The organism is Poseidonibacter ostreae (assembly GCF_009208075.1).
Lineage (GTDB): Bacteria > Campylobacterota > Campylobacteria > Campylobacterales > Arcobacteraceae > Poseidonibacter > Poseidonibacter ostreae.
On sequence record NZ_WFKJ01000001.1, the window covers coordinates 31,868 to 47,146 of the forward strand.

Genomic DNA, 15,279 nt, shown 5'->3' on the forward strand with positions numbered 1-15,279 from the left:
GATAAAAGGGGTTAACCTTTTATCTTTTTTCTAAGAAACCTGATGCTCCATGTTTACCATTGTTATAATACCACTTATATTCAGATGTATTACTTGAAGTAAGTTTTATAGTTGCAATACCATTATCAACACATTTTAACTTTCCATAAGTAATTTTTTCTCTAAAGTTTACTTGTGTTTTTGTTGATTTAAGTAGAGTTAATACCCCACCACAATTTAAAGATGGATAAGAAATAGTATATTTACCATCAACGATATTTACTTTTACACTCCATTCAGTGTTGTTATTAAATTGCTTTGCATTTCCAGTCCATGTACCTTGTATATCTTGAGTAACTAAATTTACATTTTTAGGTACTGCATAATTTGAATTACTTGAAACACATCCAGTAAATACAAAAACAGCACATACAGTTAATATAATATTTCTCATTTTTTTCCTTTAAATTATTACTTAATAAATTATAAAAAAATAACCTTTAATTTTTAACCTTTTTTTGTTAGAATCATTAAAAATTTAGGAATTGTTAAATGTCACCACGAAATTTATTTGTTTTCAGTTTAATTGCAATTATTTCAGTATATCTTTATGTTTTTGGACAAGAAAAAACTATTGAACTTATAAAAGAAGAATATTTATTTATATTAGCTCTTTTTCCAATCACTCTTACTTTCTTTTATTTTAAGATGAAAGTAAAAGGAAAAGAGTTAATAGATTTTAATAAAAACAATAGTTTTTCTTTAAAAAATACAATTATCTTTTTTCTTATTTTCCAAGTAGTTGATTATATTTCTGAAGATGGTTTTTTAGGAATGATTAGTATGTGGTTTTTGTATTGGATTATGGGACTAATTGCCCTTTTAATAATGGAAACGATTAACTATTATAGAAATTATAAACTAAATCATATAGAACAAAACGAATAATAAAATAGATTATATATAAATAATTTAGATTTAACATTATTATTTTACAAAAATATTTATTTTAAACTTGTACTTTTAGTATATTTTTGATACAATCTTCCTAAAAATTGGAGATTGCTAGATGATAAATATACTTGTTGCAGAAAATGCAAAAATGCTTTCAAATATTATTTCTAATGAATTAGAAAAAAATAACTGTGATTGCAAGCAAGTATATAGTCTAAAAGATATTAAAAAAGCAGTTTCTATAGAAAAGTATGACTATATAATTTTAAGTCTATACCTAGTTGATGCAGAAGAAAAGAAACTAATTAAAAGTGTTAGAAAAATCACTACTAGTAAAATCATTGTACTTACTTCAAAAAACAATGATGAATTACGTGAATATTTATTTAAGTATGGGATTATTGATTACTTAAATAAAGAAAATATTGAACAAATAATCAAAAATATAAAAAAACTAATAAAGCAAATAGAAGAGAATTCTAAACGTAATATTTTAATTATAGAAGATTCAAATGTAATTAGAAAACAAGAAGCTGAACTATTAAGCAGACGAAACTACAATATATTTGAGAGTGAAACAGGTAAAAATGGAATAAAAATCTTCAATGAACAAAATATTGATTTAGTCATTCTAGATTTAGAACTAAATGATATGAATGGATTAGATGTTTTAGAACAATTAAAAATAAAAAATATCTATACACCTGTTTTAATGGTTTCTGGAACGGGTAATGCAAACTCTGTTAGTAAGTGCTTAAAAAATGGGGCATCAGACTTTATAAGAAAACCTATAATTTTTGAAGAGTTTGTATTAAAAACTGACATGATTATTGATTATTATAGTAAAAGTAAAGAACTACAAGACTATAAAAATAATTTAGAAAAAAAAGTTGATGAAGTTGTAAAGGAAACAAAAGATTTAAATATTGAACTTATAAAACAAAAAAAAGATTTAATAATTGCTAATGATGCAAAAGATATCTTTTTAGCAAATGTAAGTCATGAATTAAAAACTCCTCTAAATTCAATAAATTTAATTAGCTCTATTATGAAAAAGAATAGTGATAATAATCTAAATGAAAAACAAATTAAAAATCTTAAGCTAATTAATTCATGTGGAAAAAACTTACAATGTTTAATAAATGATATTTTAGATATTTCAATGTTAGATGGAGGAGAAGTTCAGTTATTTAATGAAAAATTTGATTTAAACTACTCTTTAAAACATCTTTATGAAACAATAGTTCCTCAAGCAGAAAATAATAATATTAATTTTGAATTTAGTTTTGATAAAAATATAAAATATATTTTTAGTGATGAAAAAAGAATTATGCAAATAATAAAAAACTTTCTTAGTAACTCACTTAAATTTACTAAAAATGGAAATATCTGTTTATCAAGTAAAGAGAGTCCTGATTCTATAAAAATTAGCGTTAAAGATGATGGAATAGGCATTGAAAAAAATAAGATAGAAGGTATTTTTGATAGATTCAAGCAAGTTGATGGTGCAATAGCTAGAAAGTATGGTGGTGCAGGTCTTGGTTTATCTATAAGTTATTCTTTGTCTCAACTTTTAGAGGGTAATATTGAAGTTACTAGTAAGATAACTTCAGGTTCAACTTTCACTCTTGTTCTTCCTAAAAAAATAACACATATAGCAAAGATGGATATTATAAAACCTGTCAAAAAAGATGACATGAAAACTTTTGAAAAAGAGAAAATATTAATCCTTAGTAGTGAAATGTTAGAGATGATGCACTTTGTAATCAAATTAAAAAATAACTTTGAAGTAAAACAAGTTTTAAATTTAGAACAATTTGATAATGAAAATATTGATGAATATAAGCATATTGTAATTAATGAATTTTTAATAGATACCGAAAAAATAAAAGACTTAGATTCCATACTACTTAGTAAGGATTTTAGTAAATATGAAGAGAAATATTTAAATTCGTACAAAAAGAAACTTGATAAACCTATAAAAATTGATGAGCTTATACAATATCTAGAATAAAGATAAAAATGGAGTTAATAAATGAAAACAATACTTTTAAACTTACTAATTATAGCCTTTTTTACAGCTTGTACAAATACAGAAATCACTAGAGATGACTGCAAAAAAGAAGGGAAAATATTCAAATCATCTAAAGTTTTAAACTTTAGAACAGGAGATTTTGAAATAAAAAAAGAGTGTATAGAAAGATAAGTTATCTATTCAAAAGATAAATATTCCCACTATCTGTTGATATATAGATTTCTCCATTTGGTGATTCACTTACATTTCTAATTCTTTCATTCAAATTTTCAAGTAATCTATCTTCTTTTATAACTTCACCCTTTGTATTTAAAACAATTCGATTTAAATGGCGAAGTTTCAATGCTCCACTTAATAAGTTTCTTTTTAAACTCTTATACTTTTTTCCAGAATAAACAATCAAAGAACTAGGTGCAATTGAGGGAGTATAAACCTTTATAGCATCGGTATATTTTTTATTACTACGATATTTACCAACATAATCTGTATTCCAATACTCTTTACCTTTTGAAACAATAGCCCAACCATAGTTTGAACCTTTTTTTATAAGATTTATTTCATCCCCACCTCTTGGACCATGTTCAATTGCATATAGTTTTTTTGATTGTTTATCATAAAAAAGCCCTTGTGGGTTTCTATGTCCATAAGAGTATATTTCATTTAAAGCTTTAAAATTATTTACAAAAGGATTATCTTTGGGTACCGTTCCATCTAGATTTAATCTTAAAATAGAACCTGCATGAGTTTTTAAATCTTGTCCATTTTCTCTAATCCCTCTATCTCCAATAGAAAAAAACAGATGTCCACTTTCATCAAAAGTGATCCGACTACCAAAATGAGCAGTAGTATTTGACAAAGATTTACTTACTAATAACTCTTGGAAGTTTACTAAGCTGTCTTTATCTAATTTTGCACGAGCTATTGTTGTGGCACCTTTCCCATTTATATTTTTTGCATATGTTAAATATATCCAACCATTTTTGTTTTGAATATCAAATAATCCTGCTTGTCCTTTATTAAAAACTTTTGGAACATTTTTAATATTAGTAATTGTTTTTGATTTTAAATCTAAAAGAGATATCTTTCCCTTTTTTTGACTTATCAACATATTATTCTCATCTAAAAATGTCATACCCCAAACTACACCTAAATTTGATGATATTTTTGTAACTTTTGTACTAGAAATTGCTAAGATAGAAAAAATACTTGCAAATAAAAAAAGAAATACTACTCGCATAACCTCTCCTGAAATTGTTTTATATTATTATAACACTTAATTAAAAAATAAAAGGATTTTATAATGAGCGAAGATAAACAAGGATTTTTAAAAAGAGCAGATGCACATATTTTTTTAGCAAACGATCAAATGACAGATGAAATAAGTGCAGGAGAAGTTAGTGCTTCATTTATGTTTGGACTTGCAAGATTTAACGCTTGGATTGCAGCATCTACTTATAAATCTGCTGAAGATATGGCAGAAGAAAAACAAAAAGCTATGGAATACTTTATGAAAGAGTACAAAATCATGTTAGAACAACATTTAGATGAACATATCAAAGGCTATGACTTCTCAAAATAAAAGAGCTTATAATGCTCTTTTATTTGTTACTTGATCTTTCAAAAGGTCCACAAACCAGAGCTTTTTTTACTCCTACACTCAAATTTCCTAATCCATCAATTATTTTTTCTGTATTAATTAAAACATCAACAATTTGACTTGAATATTTTGTAGCACTCTCTTTCATCATACCCAACATTGGCCAACCCCATAAAGCTGAAATAGTAACTCCATCTTGCACAAAAGAAGGTGCAGTTAAATATGTACAATTAATTACTGGTTCAATTGCACTTCTATTAGTGATGCTCCCACCTACAAGATCAATAACTACTGAACCATTAGGAATAACACGTTTTAGATGATCATTGCTTACAAGATATGTAATACCCCTTATTTCTTTTGGGATATCTGCTCCATTTATTACTAAATCAACATCTTCTAAATATTCTTCAATTCTCTCTTTTGAAGTTTGCGTTCGACCTAAAATATGAATATTTTTGAAGCCTTGATTTGAGAGTTCATGCATAGCACCACGTGCAACATTTCCATAACCTAAAACTAATACTTTTGCTTCTTTTATATCTAAAGCTGGTTTGTTTTCTTGTAGTAGTTTAATACCATATCTTGCTCCTGCTTGACCTGTTACGTGTAAACACTCTATTCTTCTTAATCCAAATTCAAAAGGTTTATGTTCTTTTCTATAATTTAAAATGGCATTAATTCCATTTTCTTCTTCAAACTGATGCAAATCAAAAATATGAGCACTTGTTTGTTTTAACTTTTCAAGAAGATTATTTTTAACATTAAAACTTTTACTATCATAAAAGTACATTGTATTTTTATCTGTATATTTTAATTCTTCAAAGGTAATATCCTCATAAAGCATATTAAGTGATTTTGGATTACGATTTCCTGCACGTCTAACAGCACCTGCTAGTCTTTCATTTCTTCCAATTACAAATATTCTTAAATCTTTTATAGTTTTACTTATTATAAAATCTTTTAAAGCATCAGCCATTCCTACACGTGAAAGTATTTGATCATCTGTTTGTACTTTTGGAGACTCTAAAATTTCTTCCATTGCAATTACGTTTATTTGATTATCTTCTAACATTTTTGCTCTTTTGGGAAAAGAATCGAAGTGTGCCATACAAAAAAGTGTAGAACCTTTTTTCATTTGTAGAATAGAATCTAAAGATGGACCTTTAAATTTAATAATCATCTCTTTATTTTTATATATTTCATCAGCATTTTGCATAATTGCACCATTTGATAAATACTCAATATCGCTAAAACCTACACCTAAACCAGCACCATTTTCAACAAAAACTTCAATTCCTTTTTTTGTTAAACGTCCTACATCCAAAGGAGTAAGACTTACTCTTTTTTCTAATCCACCTGGATTTTCTGGGGATTCAATCTCTTTTACTAAAGCAATATTTTTAAATGCATTTGATAATTCTTTCACACTAATCCTTTTAGATAATTAGTATTTTTATGAGTTAGTTTTAATAAACTTCAATATAAATTAATATAAAATTGTTTTTTGATAACAAATAAAAGTATTTAGGAAATAAGCCTAACAAAAATCTGTTAATGTTAATTAGTGTAGATCTAAGCTTAATAAGATAAATTGTTTTTACATTCAGAATATTGTAAAAACGAAGTCAGATACGACCTGTGTAATCTGATATTAGATACAGTCTATCTGAATTTTAGAGATATAAGTAAAAAACAAAGGTTTTATCATGATAAAAAAACTTCTATTATTGGCATTTCTAATTTTTTGTGCAGTAGTTTTAATTTACAATGATATGCAAAAAGATGATAAAAATAGAGATTTTGATAAAGGAACAGCTGTTTGGCATGAGTAAAAGGTTTCTTTTGAAATTATTTAATTTTTATAGGTAATAAACTTAAAAAACTCAAAGCTTCAGGAAGTGAAAATTGAGCTTTTTTTATATCATTGTATTTAGGGTCTATTAAATAGTTTTTTGATGTTTCAAAATTTGCTTTTTGTAAATTATTACTAATAAAAACTGTTTGTTCTAAATTACAGTCCTTAAAAACTGCAGATTCAAGATTGCACTCTTCAAAGCCAGTATCTCTTATCAAAGAGTTAATAAAATGCATTTTACGTAAATCCAAAAGATGAAAAGAGTTTTGAGAGAGATTGCATGAGTCAAACTTTACATCAAAAGGTTCTTGACAAGTACTCCAAGAAATTCCTATTAGTTTGCATTTTTCAAAAATAACATCATTAAAAGTTGAAGATATTAGTTTACTCAAAGATAAATCACAATTTATAAAAGTACATTCAGTAAACTTACAATCACGAAAAGAAGCTTTAGAAAAGTCACATTTTGTAAAAGTACAATTATCAAAATAAATAGAATCTAATTTTTTTTCATCAACTTCAATAAACTCTTCTTCCCAATAATCGTTAGTTTTAAACATAATCTTCTTTTTTATTTTGATTTTATCATATTTGAAATAAAGAGGACTAAAAGTATATGCTAAACTAATTATATATTTTAGGAGCCTATATGAAAGCATTTCATTTTAAAGACCAATTCTCTTCTCAACTACTACATGAAACAGTTGATCATCCAAATATTGAAGTAGGATTTTTTTCTTATTATTCAGGATATCATCATAAGCATGATTTTGTTGAATGTGCAAGATATTTACATGATAAGAGAAAAGATGTAGATAAGCTTATTATTGGTAATTATTGTTCAATTGGCTCAGGAGCAGTTTTTATGATGGCAGGAAATCAAGGTCATAATACAAACTGGCTTTCTACATTTCCTTTTTATTTTCAAGCAAATATTTTCAAAAGTGCAAAAAATGGATTTGTAAAAGCTGGAAACACTATAGTAGGAAATGACGTATGGATAGGTTCTGAAGCTATGATAATGTCTGGTGTAACAATTGCAGATGGAGCAATAATTGCAGCAAGAGCTGTTGTAATAAAAGATGTAGAAGCTTACACTATTGTTGGTGGAAATCCAGCAAGTGTTATAAAATCACGTTTTGAAAATAAAGAGATAGAACAATTACTTATCATGAAATGGTGGAATTGGAAAGAAGAGAAAATAAAAGAGTGTATGCCTTTAATTTGTAGTCCTAAAATTGAGGGATTATGGAAATATTGGAATAAAAATAAAAAAAATTTATTAGATTAAAAAGTTTTTTCTATTAATTGAAGTTTTTTTACTCTTGTAAGTTTTTTTATAGCGTATTCACGTTTAGAAGCAGTACTTCTATTCTCTGAAGATTCTTGATATATTAGTTTTACAGGACGCCTAGCTTTTGTATACTTGGCGCCTTTTTCACTATTGTTATGTTCATCCAAACGTTTTGTTATATCTGTAGTAATCCCTGTATATAAACTTCCATCACTACACTTTAAAATATAAACGAAATATGACACATATATACCTTATTTTATTAAATTTATTCTATTTTACTTAGCTTACGCTACAAGTTCCATCTGTACATTTTTGCTCTGTTTCCTCATCCCAACTTGATAATGCTGTTCTTGAAACTACACCTGCATTTGTTAAGGCAACAAAATCTGTAAGTTCGATTAGTTCTTGTTTTGTAATACCATCTTCTAATGCATCTTTAAATCTTCTATTTGAACAAACTGTACATCCTAAAGTAAGTGTTACGGCTAAACCTACTAAATGTTTTTCTCTTTTTGAAAATGATAAACTCTCACTTGTTTCATTTAATGCTTTTACTGCTTTTAAATCTTGTCCTGTCATATTTTACCCTTTTTTTTGATTTTTCAAATTATAGAATATATATTCTATAATGTCAAGGTTAGAAAAGATAAAATATTTACTATTTAATAATAATTTATTTTTTACTAACTAAAATCCCACCTAAAGCAATAAGCCCAATTCCAAGAAAAGTAAGCATGTCAGGAAGTGAATCTCCAAGCATAATACCAAATCCAACAGCAAAAGGAATACTTGAATAACCAATAACTCCAATAATACTAGCCTTACTTAAACTATAAGCACGAGTTAAAAACCATTGTGAAACAGTTGATAATATTGCCATTAAAACAATAAGTGCCCAAATAAAAAACTCTGTATGAACTTGAAAACTTGCATAAGGAGTAAATAAAAAGAGTAATAAAGGAAGAATCGTACCTACTCCCATAAAAGAAAGCATAATAACTCTTGCATCATAAATATCTTTTATTTTCTTTATAGTTGCATAGGCACAAGCAGCAAAAAAACCACCTAATACTCCTAACACATGACCTTGTGATATTTCAAAGTCTAAAGGTTGAATAACAAAAGCAACTCCAATAAATCCAATAACAAGTGCAAAAATAGTATTAATATTAATAGACTCTTTCATCAAGTAGTATGCAAGTATTGTTACAAAAAATGGCGATGTTTTATTTAAAATAACAGCTTCACCTAATGGAATATTAGCAATTGTATAAAAGTAAAGTAACATAGCTAATGTTCCAAAAAAACCTCTTAAAAATAATAGATGTGATTTTGAAATATCAAAAGATACTTGAACTTTTTTGAAGCTATATAAAATCATTATCACACCTAAAAGGTTTCTATAAAATACTATTTCAATTGGATCCATACTTTCAGAAAGTACTTTTGCTACTGCTCCACTAAGAGAGCCTAGCATTGCACTTAAAAGCATAAATAGGATACCTTTATCCATTAGTTTTAGATTTGATAATAATTTGTAGTTATTTGACATTTAAATCCTTTATTTTGAGCATTGTATTTAAACTTTATAAAAAAGGATTTAAAGTAACTAAGATATCTCTATATCTTATATTTTAATTATTATATTAAAATATTTTTTTAATGCTTCGACTCTATTCTCTTTTGAAATCTTCCAGCTACTTTTTCTATTATTTTCTCTTAGAATCATTTTATCATCAAGCATTGTTATTCTTCCATTTTCTTTTGCTAAAGTTATAAGTAAGGGTACTTTCTTATTAATATTATTCTCTTTATCATTTCTAAAAATATCAATAAAATCAGATGGAAACTTTTCTTCTTTTGTAAAATAATATCTAGGAGTCCAAGTCGCATTTTTATAATTTACAAGAAGTATATATTTATCATTTTTCTTCTGTATTTTATACATATGATTCTCAGCAGTAGAAATAAAATTTTCAGAATCAATATTCATAGCTTCTCTTACATTCTGTCCATTAGCAACATCAACAAGATAATCAATACTATTAAGATTAACCAAAATAAGTAAATGAGGATAATCTTTTCCAATATAAGTTAAATCCTTTACTTTTGCAAAGATTAAATATGCATCAAAGCCTAAGGACTTAAGTAAATATAAAAATAAAGTATGGGATTCATAACAAATTCCACCTCTGTTGTTATTTACAATTTTTTCATATACATTCGATAAGTTTGAAGAAAACTCTTTATTTAAAAAAAAGTCTAAATTTTCATAAGGAACATTAAGAAGATATTGTTTTTGCAATAATTGAAGTGTTTGTAAAGTGGGTTCATATTTTTTTGAACTATCCATATTAATACGCTCTAATATTTTTTCGATTTTCATAAAAATCCTTTGTTAAATATTATATAAGAATTTGTATAAGAAGCAATCATTCGGGTATAGAATTCACAATAGTTAAAAAACTGCATGTATGAGATGCTTAAAAAGCAAAGATAAACTTGACTTAATGTATCATCTTTTCAACAATATTTTAGGGAATACATTGACATCAATTTATAAAAACTACGAAGATATAGACAAAGATCAACTGCAAATTGATATTGAAAAGATTAAAGACTCAATAGGTAAAGCAACACAAGAAGATTTTCAACATTTATTAAAACTTGAAAGATGGGGAAGAGCTTTAACTTTTAGTGGGTATTTTCTTATATTTATTATCAGTTTTTTAGAAATAAGTTCATATGCATTAGGGAGTATTAGCTTTTGGATTTTAGCATTACTAGCTGCTAGTTTAATAGGAGTAGGAAATGTTTCACGTTGGGCAAATGTTGCTCATCCAATACTTCATGGAGCTTATGATAGAGTTCCTAATATTCCAAAAAGATATACAAAAGCTGGTTTTGCAAAAAAAAATAGAAGATATTTAGATTGGCTAGATTGGATTAAACCTGAAGCTTGGATTTATGAGCATAATATCATGCATCATTATCATTTAGGAGAAGACGAAGACCCTGATAATGTTGAGAATAACTTACAATGGCTAATTCAATCAAAAACACCAATGTGGGCTAGATATTTATTTGTATATGCTTTTGCAGGAACTTGGAAGCTAACTTATTATGCACCAAATACGTTAAAGATTTTGCAAAATAAAAAACATCGTAAATTAAAATTACCTCAAATTAAAAGTTATGAATGGAGTCCTTTTAAAAGAAATGGAGCTATATTATGGAAAGAGTATATTCTTCCATATTTTAGTGTTAAATTCGTAATTATTCCTTTGCTTTTTCTTCCTCTAGGATTAGAAGCTGTATTTAATGCTTTTATTATTACTTTAATCGCTGAATATATTGCAAATCTACACTCATTTTTAGTGATTGTTCCAAATCACTCAGCAGAAGATATTTATAGGTTTGATACTCCACATAAATCTCAAGGTGAATTTTATTTACGGCAAATTATGGGAAGTGTGAATTATAACACAGGTACAAACTTAGTTGATTTTTCTCAAGGTTGGTTAAATTATCAAATAGAGCATCACCTTTTCCCAAACTTACCTTTAAGTCAATATCAAAAGATTCAACCTCTAATGAAAGATTTATGTGCAAAACACAACTTAGAATATAGACAAGAAAATGTTTTTAAAAGAATGAAAATGACAGTAGAATTAATGGTAGGAAAAACAACACTTTTAAAAGTTGGAAGTATATAAACTATTCTTCTTCTACTAACTCTTCAAAATCTTCTTTGGACGAGCCACAATCAGGACATTCCCAATCTTCTGGGATTTCTTTAAAATCTGTTCCTGGTTTAATACCAGCATCAGGATCACCTAGTTTTGGTTCATATATATAACCACGTACTGTACATACATAATCATTCATACTAATTCCTTATATTTTATGATTAAACTTTTAAGATTTTTTAAGTAATAACTTCTCTTCTTCTATAGAAAGAAAACGCCATGTTCCACTTTCTATTTTAGAGTCAAAACTACCAATACTAACTCGACTTAAAGATATAACTTTTAAATTTGTTCCAAATTTTGGGTCTTTCAAAGCACCAAAAAGACGACGAATATGTCGGTTTTTTCCCTCTTCTAATTCTATTTTTAGTTTTGTTTTTGCTCCACCAATACCAAGTTTTTCAACTTTTGCTTTTAGTAAGCCATATTTACTTTCAACACCTACTCTTGCTTGCTCTATATGTTCTTGTGTTACAAAGCCTCTAACCCAAACTTCATATATTTTTTTACAATTTCCAGGTTTAGTTAACATATCATTTATTTTACCACTTCTAGTAAATAACAATAGCCCTTTAGATTCTAAATCTAAACGTCCTATAGGCATCCAACCATTATCAAAAGCCCATTGCGGTAAAAGACTATAAACTGTTTTTCTTCCAAGATCATCAGACCTTGTCACTAAATAGCCTTTAGGTTTATTTAGAGCAAATAGCGTTTCACAAGCTTTTGTAATTGTATTCATTAAGTATATTCCTTATATTATAAAAGAGTATACTAGCTTATATGTTAATTAGTCATTTTAATTTAATACTATTTTTTCACTTCCTATTTTATGTGCAATAGGACCTTTACCCTCACCTAAATTTGGTGCATTTTTTATTGCTTGATATATAAACTTATTTGAAATATCAATAGCTTCCAATAGACTTTTTCCTAAAGCAAGGTTTGCAGCAATTGCACTTGAAAAACTACATCCTGTACCATGAGTATTTCTTGAAATTAAATGTGGTGTTTCAAAGGTTGTAGTCTTGTTATTTGAGTATAAAATATCAATACTTTTATCTTTTTCAATACTGTTTTTTATAATAGTTGCACATTTTAATTCTTTAATCTTTTCTATTGATAAGATATCTTTAGATTCATAATCAAAAAGGGCTTCGGCTTCAAATTGATTTGGAGTTATAATTGTTACATAATCGAAAAGTGTTTTCATATTTAAAACTGCATCAGAACTTAAAAGCATTGAACCTGCTTTTGAAATAAATACAGGATCTAAAACAATTGGAATATCCAAATCTTTAATAAATTCTCTTATTGCATCTATTATTTCATTTGAAAAAAGCATACCAATTTTTATAGCACTTATTTCAAAATCCTCAAAGATCATTTCTAATTGCTCTTTTACAAACTTGGCACTTACTTCACTAATACTTTTTACACCTGTAGTATTTTGTGCAGTTAAAACAGTAACAACAGAACATCCAAAAACAGAAAAAGCCTCAAATGTTTTTAAATCAGCTTGAATCCCAGCTCCACCACTACAATCACTTCCTGCTATTGATAATACTACTTTCATTTTTTACCTTTATACTTTAATACTAAAGAATTTAGATTTTAACCTATTTTAGATTTTTTCTATATAAATAATTCATTAACATTTTTTGTTTATAATATTTTAATATTAAAGGACTATGATGTATGACTATTTAAAAATTTTGCAAGAAAAAGCAAAGAAAATCGATGTAGATATAAAAGTATGTGGTTATGATAAAGAGTGTATTATGAATGAACTTGCATGTAAAGTACGCTCAAACTTAGAAAATGAAGAATTATCTGTAATCAAAGAGAAAGCTATTAAAATTCATGCAGTAATAAATACTAATAATATGGATAAAAACTCACTTTTGGATGCAATAGAAGAAAGAATAAAAGAGATTTTAGAAGAAGAAAATGAACGCTATACAAGTATAGAAATGCAACAAAACTTTATGCCTTTAGATTTAGGATAGAGTTAATCAATTTTGCACACTTTTTCTAGATGATAGATATAGTTATTGTCCGAAATATAAATTTCCGATAAGAGTTACAACTACGAATACTTTTACAAATAAGATTTGTGCAATTTTACTTTCTTTTATTTTATCTAACAATGTTTTCCTTTAATAATTTAATTTCTAACAAGTTTTATGTAAATTTTATCAAAGTCTAGCAAGGATGTACTAAAAGTACATCAATGCTAGAATTCGTCGAGAAATATGTGAAAATTCTTAAAAATTATTCCCACTCAATTGTTGCTGGTGGTTTTGATGAAATATCATAAACAACTCTATTAATTCCATCAACTTCGTTGATGATTCTTCTTGAGATTGTTTCTAAAATATCATGAGGAATGTATGCAAATGTTGCAGTCATTCCATCTGTTGCTTCAACAATTCTTACACAAACAGTATTATCATAAGTTCTATTATCACCCATAACTCCAACTGATTTTACGTTTAATAGTACTGTAAATGCTTGCCATGTTTTATCATAGTAACCAGTTGCATGTAATACATCTAACATGATAGTATCAGCTTTTCTTAAAATTTCTAAATCAGGAGAATTAACATCCCCCATAACTCTAATAGCAAGTCCAGGTCCAGGGAAAGGATGTCGTCCAATCATATCTTTTGGAAGTCCTAATTCAAGTCCTAAAAGTCTTACTTCATCTTTAAAAATTTCTCTTAATGGCTCAATTAATTCAAAAGTCATCCAATCAGGTAAACCACCAACATTATGGTGAGACTTAATAGTTTTTGAAGGCCCTTTTACAGATACTGATTCAATAACATCTGTGTAAAGTGTTCCTTGTGCTAAGAACTCAATACCATCATGTTTTTTAGCTTCTTTATCAAATACTTCAATAAATGTTTCACCAATAATTTTTCTTTTTGTTTCAGGATCAGTTACACCTTCAAGTTTTGTAAGGAATTCTTCACTAGCATCAACAGTAATTAAAGGAACACCTCTTGCTTTAAACATTGCTTCAACTTGAGGTCTTTCATTTGCTCTTAATAATCCATTATCAACAAATACTGGAATTAGTTGGTCTCCAATTGCTTCAGCTAAAAGAGTTGCAACAACTGATGAGTCAACACCACCTGAAACACCACATAAAACTTTTTTACTACCTACTTGTTCTTTAATTTTTGCAATTTGTTCTTTTGCAAAAGAACCCATATTCCAAGTTGATTCACAATGACAAATATGTTTTGCAAAGTTTTTAAGAAGTTTTGCACCTTCATCTGAATGATATACTTCAGGATGAAATTGAAATGCATATACATTTCTATGAGTATCTGCAATTGCTGCATATGGTGAGTTTTCACTAGTTGCAATCTTTTCAAAACCAGCTGGAATTTTTTCAACTCTATCACCATGAGACATCCATACAGTTTGTCCATCTTTAGTATCTTTAAAAATAGGATTTTCTTTTTCAAAGTTTAATTTTGCTTTTCCATATTCATGGTGATCAGCAGGAATTACAGAACCACCAAAGTGCTGTGAAATAAGTTGCATACCGTAACAAATTCCTAAAATTGGAAGTCCAAGTTCAAAAATTGTTCCATCTGGATGATAAGAATCTTCAGCATAAACAGAAGCAGGACCTCCTGAAAGGATAATTCCTTTTGGAGTTCTAGCCATTATATCTTCAATACTTTCAGAGTAAGGCACAATTTCAGAATAAACACCTGATTCTCTAAGTTTTCTAGCAATGATTTGTGTATATTGACTACCAAAATCTAATACTACAATTGGTACATGTTTCAT

Annotated in this window: 20 protein-coding genes; 8 read left to right on the forward strand and 12 right to left on the reverse strand. The window is 27.2% G+C overall.

Going from position 1 to position 15,279, the window contains the following annotated elements; genetic code table 11:
• Positions 1-19 precede the first annotated feature (19 nt).
• Positions 20-433, reverse strand: coding sequence for a hypothetical protein (locus GBG18_RS00175; protein WP_152187310.1), 414 nt, complete (start codon positions 431-433; stop codon positions 20-22).
• Positions 434-531: 98 nt separating this feature from the next.
• Between GBG18_RS00175 and GBG18_RS00180 the strand changes: the two genes are divergently transcribed.
• From GBG18_RS00180 to GBG18_RS15235, 3 genes are all read left to right on the forward strand, one after another.
• The gene (locus tag GBG18_RS00180; protein WP_152187311.1) at positions 532-927 is read left to right on the forward strand and encodes a hypothetical protein; all 396 of its coding nucleotides are present in this window, start codon (positions 532-534) and stop codon (positions 925-927) included.
• 121 nt (positions 928-1,048) lie between these two features.
• Positions 1,049-2,947, forward strand: coding sequence for a hybrid sensor histidine kinase/response regulator (locus GBG18_RS00185; RefSeq protein WP_152187312.1), 1,899 nt, complete (start codon positions 1,049-1,051; stop codon positions 2,945-2,947).
• Between the two features lie 21 nt (positions 2,948-2,968).
• Positions 2,969-3,139 (forward strand): hypothetical protein, encoded by a 171-nt coding sequence (locus GBG18_RS15235; RefSeq protein ID WP_193311033.1) that lies wholly within the window; start codon positions 2,969-2,971, stop codon positions 3,137-3,139.
• A 1-nt stretch (position 3,140) separates the two neighbouring features.
• Here the strand turns inward: GBG18_RS15235 and GBG18_RS00190 are convergent, their stop codons facing one another.
• Positions 3,141-4,205: a PQQ-dependent sugar dehydrogenase gene (locus GBG18_RS00190; RefSeq protein ID WP_152187313.1), complete on the reverse strand. Its 1,065-nt coding sequence runs from the start codon at positions 4,203-4,205 to the stop codon at positions 3,141-3,143.
• Positions 4,206-4,268: 63 nt separating this feature from the next.
• Between GBG18_RS00190 and GBG18_RS00195 the strand changes: the two genes are divergently transcribed.
• Positions 4,269-4,547 carry a DUF3144 domain-containing protein gene (locus tag GBG18_RS00195; RefSeq protein WP_152187314.1) on the forward strand — a complete coding sequence of 93 codons (279 nt, stop codon included), beginning with the start codon at positions 4,269-4,271 and terminating at the stop codon, positions 4,545-4,547.
• 19 nt (positions 4,548-4,566) lie between these two features.
• Here GBG18_RS00195 and GBG18_RS00200 read toward each other — a convergent pair whose 3' ends face one another.
• Complete coding sequence (locus GBG18_RS00200) at positions 4,567-5,994, reverse strand: alanine dehydrogenase (RefSeq protein WP_152187315.1); 1,428 nt, start codon at positions 5,992-5,994, stop codon at positions 4,567-4,569.
• Positions 5,995-6,274: 280 nt separating this feature from the next.
• Between GBG18_RS00200 and GBG18_RS15610 the strand changes: the two genes are divergently transcribed.
• Entirely contained in the window at positions 6,275-6,400 is a 126-nt protein-coding gene (locus GBG18_RS15610) for a hypothetical protein (RefSeq protein WP_255467340.1), read from the forward strand.
• A gap of 16 nt (positions 6,401-6,416) precedes the next feature.
• Here the strand turns inward: GBG18_RS15610 and GBG18_RS00205 are convergent, their stop codons facing one another.
• Positions 6,417-6,983, reverse strand: coding sequence for a pentapeptide repeat-containing protein (locus GBG18_RS00205; RefSeq protein WP_152187316.1), 567 nt, complete (start codon positions 6,981-6,983; stop codon positions 6,417-6,419).
• Between the two features lie 89 nt (positions 6,984-7,072).
• Here GBG18_RS00205 and GBG18_RS00210 point away from each other — a divergent pair, with 89 nt between their 5' ends.
• Complete coding sequence (locus GBG18_RS00210) at positions 7,073-7,714, forward strand: CatB-related O-acetyltransferase (RefSeq protein ID WP_152187317.1); 642 nt, start codon at positions 7,073-7,075, stop codon at positions 7,712-7,714.
• Here the strand turns inward: GBG18_RS00210 and GBG18_RS00215 are convergent.
• From GBG18_RS00215 to GBG18_RS00230, 4 genes are all read right to left on the reverse strand, one after another.
• A complete protein-coding gene (locus GBG18_RS00215; RefSeq protein ID WP_152187318.1) occupies positions 7,711-7,962 on the reverse strand; it encodes a GIY-YIG nuclease family protein in 252 nt (83 codons plus the stop codon). The genes GBG18_RS00210 and GBG18_RS00215 overlap by 4 nt on opposite strands.
• A gap of 37 nt (positions 7,963-7,999) precedes the next feature.
• Complete coding sequence (locus GBG18_RS00220) at positions 8,000-8,299, reverse strand: carboxymuconolactone decarboxylase family protein (protein ID WP_152187319.1); 300 nt, start codon at positions 8,297-8,299, stop codon at positions 8,000-8,002.
• 94 nt (positions 8,300-8,393) lie between these two features.
• Positions 8,394-9,272: a DMT family transporter gene (locus GBG18_RS00225; protein WP_226896510.1), complete on the reverse strand. Its 879-nt coding sequence runs from the start codon at positions 9,270-9,272 to the stop codon at positions 8,394-8,396.
• A gap of 75 nt (positions 9,273-9,347) precedes the next feature.
• Complete coding sequence (locus tag GBG18_RS00230) at positions 9,348-10,106, reverse strand: arylamine N-acetyltransferase family protein (protein WP_152187320.1); 759 nt, start codon at positions 10,104-10,106, stop codon at positions 9,348-9,350.
• Positions 10,107-10,266: 160 nt separating this feature from the next.
• Here GBG18_RS00230 and GBG18_RS00235 point away from each other — a divergent pair, with 160 nt between their 5' ends.
• Entirely contained in the window at positions 10,267-11,436 is a 1,170-nt protein-coding gene (locus GBG18_RS00235; RefSeq protein ID WP_226898681.1) for a fatty acid desaturase family protein, read from the forward strand.
• Position 11,437: 1 nt separating this feature from the next.
• Here the strand turns inward: GBG18_RS00235 and GBG18_RS00240 are convergent, their stop codons facing one another.
• From GBG18_RS00240 to thiD, 3 genes are read right to left on the reverse strand one after another with little or no spacing between them, the layout of a single operon-like run.
• Positions 11,438-11,608 (reverse strand): rubredoxin, encoded by a 171-nt coding sequence (locus GBG18_RS00240; RefSeq protein ID WP_152187322.1) that lies wholly within the window; start codon positions 11,606-11,608, stop codon positions 11,438-11,440.
• Positions 11,609-11,638: 30 nt separating this feature from the next.
• The gene (locus tag GBG18_RS00245) at positions 11,639-12,211 is read right to left on the reverse strand and encodes a pseudouridine synthase (protein ID WP_152187323.1); all 573 of its coding nucleotides are present in this window, start codon (positions 12,209-12,211) and stop codon (positions 11,639-11,641) included.
• Between the two features lie 57 nt (positions 12,212-12,268).
• A complete protein-coding gene (thiD, locus tag GBG18_RS00250) occupies positions 12,269-13,045 on the reverse strand; it encodes a bifunctional hydroxymethylpyrimidine kinase/phosphomethylpyrimidine kinase (protein WP_152187324.1) in 777 nt (258 codons plus the stop codon).
• Positions 13,046-13,163: 118 nt separating this feature from the next.
• Here thiD and GBG18_RS00255 point away from each other — a divergent pair, with 118 nt between their 5' ends.
• Entirely contained in the window at positions 13,164-13,478 is a 315-nt protein-coding gene (locus tag GBG18_RS00255; RefSeq protein ID WP_152187325.1) for a hypothetical protein, read from the forward strand.
• A gap of 265 nt (positions 13,479-13,743) precedes the next feature.
• Here the strand turns inward: GBG18_RS00255 and guaA are convergent, their stop codons facing one another.
• The gene (gene guaA / locus GBG18_RS00260) at positions 13,744-15,279 is read right to left on the reverse strand and encodes a glutamine-hydrolyzing GMP synthase (RefSeq protein ID WP_152187326.1); all 1,536 of its coding nucleotides are present in this window, start codon (positions 15,277-15,279) and stop codon (positions 13,744-13,746) included.